Source organism: Candidatus Eisenbacteria bacterium (genome assembly GCA_035712145.1).
In the GTDB taxonomy this organism is placed as follows: Bacteria; Eisenbacteria; RBG-16-71-46; order RBG-16-71-46; family RBG-16-71-46; genus DASTBI01.
Genome location: DASTBI010000212.1, coordinates 1 through 1427, shown reverse-complemented (window position 1 = coordinate 1427; position 1427 = coordinate 1). Strand labels below are relative to the sequence as shown.

At 68.4% G+C, this 1427-nt stretch carries 3 protein-coding genes; all 3 read right to left on the bottom strand.

The annotated features are described in order from the left end of the window. Positions 1-105: 105 nt before the first annotated feature. On the bottom strand, positions 106-717 hold the full coding sequence (locus VFQ05_15145; GenBank protein HET9328101.1) for an IS630 family transposase: 612 nt from the start codon (positions 715-717) through the stop codon (positions 106-108). After that, on the bottom strand, positions 714-1154 hold the full coding sequence (locus VFQ05_15140; GenBank protein ID HET9328100.1) for a helix-turn-helix domain-containing protein: 441 nt from the start codon (positions 1152-1154) through the stop codon (positions 714-716). The genes VFQ05_15145 and VFQ05_15140 overlap by 4 nt, the downstream gene beginning before the upstream one ends. 53 nt (positions 1155-1207) lie before the next feature. Next, a partial coding sequence (locus VFQ05_15135; GenBank protein ID HET9328099.1) for a hypothetical protein occupies positions 1208-1427 on the bottom strand: 220 nt, incomplete at its 5' end.

Genomic DNA, 1427 nt, shown 5'->3' with positions numbered 1-1427 from the left:
TCGATCCCATACGTCGAGCTCCCGCGGCCCATGCCGCTTTCCCTAATGCAACCTATGGCCTGCGTCGCAGCGGGCAGGCGCTGGTAGCCGGCCCCGGGCGTGCTCCTAAGCAGCCTTGAGCAAGGAAGCCGACGGATGAGGTTGGCGCTCCCGATTGAGGCGGTCGACCGCACGGTGGATGGTGCGGTCGAGATCGTCGGCGTCGATGAAGGTACGATTGGCGAGGTGATGGCGTTTGAGGTCGCGCCAGGAATGTTCGATCTCGTTCAGCTCCGGCGCATATTTGGGCAGCCATTCGACGGTGAGCCACGGCCGCTCGGCGAGCGCCTTGGTCGTGAGCTTGCTGGTGTGGATCGGGCCATTGTCCATCACAGCGACCAGCGGCCGGGTTCGCGTGGCGCCGCCATAGCTGGCTTCGAGCGCGTTGAGCAGGTCGATGAAATCGGTCGAGCATTTGCTGGCGCTGGTATGCACAAGAAGCTCGACGCGGATCGGATCGAAGGCGCCCAGCATGGCGCGCCGTTTTGCCTGACCCGGTGCCTCGATGCGCAGGTCCAAGCCGCGCCTGGCCCAGCAATGCGCCAGGTAAGGATGGGTGCGCGCCTCCGATTCATCGAGGAAGAGAAGGTCGATCATCGCCGCGGCGGCTTGCCGCCTCAGCTCCATGAGCCGGCTGTGACTGGCGGCGACGGCCTCGGTATCCTGACGGCCTTTCAGCGTGTGCCGCGGCCGGCGCCATGTGAACCCTTTCGGCGCAGCTGGATCGAGAGCCAGCCGTCCGAGATCGCCGGTCCCCCACGACGCTCGATCTCCGCCCGCAGGCGGGGCAGGGTCCAGCCGCCATCGTGGCGATCGTCCTCGTCGAGGATGGCCTCGGCCAGCGCTGTCGCTGCGATCCCGATCCGGCTCGGCCGGCCCGGTGGCTTGCGGCGCTGGAGGGAGGCGGTGCCGCCCTCGGCGAACAGGCCGCGCCATTCCCGCACGGTGCTGACATGCACGCCCAAGGCGGCGGCGATCCCTGCCGCCTCCCGGCCCTCCAACGTCAGCAGGATCGCCCGTGCGCGATCTGCCTCGGCGCGGTGGCCCGAGCGCGCGAGCAGACGCAATGCCGCACGCTCGTCACCATCAGCCCTGATCTTCGATCGTCCGACCATCGCCCGTCCTCGCTGCCCCAAAGACAGGAGAACGCCCGATGCATCGGCCTGTTTCAGCAGGGCTGCTTAGACAGCGTGAGATCGAAGCCGTCCTGCGGTGCGGCGGGATTGTCGATGAAGCCCTCCAGGTGCGCGGTCTGGGGCAGGGCGGCATCCTGGCCGCGCCCGGCGACGCCAAGGTCGGCGCGGATCATCGAGCGGCCGTTCTCGGGGGTCATCTCGGCCTCGAGCGTGGCCTCGAGGTTCCGGGCGCCGATGGCGTCCTCGAGCACG

Bases quoted from the DNA above. Each gene is read 5' to 3' on its own strand.
- VFQ05_15140 (HET9328100.1), bottom strand. From the start codon at position 1,154: ATGGTCGGACGATCGAAGATCAGGGCTGATGGTGACGAGCGTGCGGCA.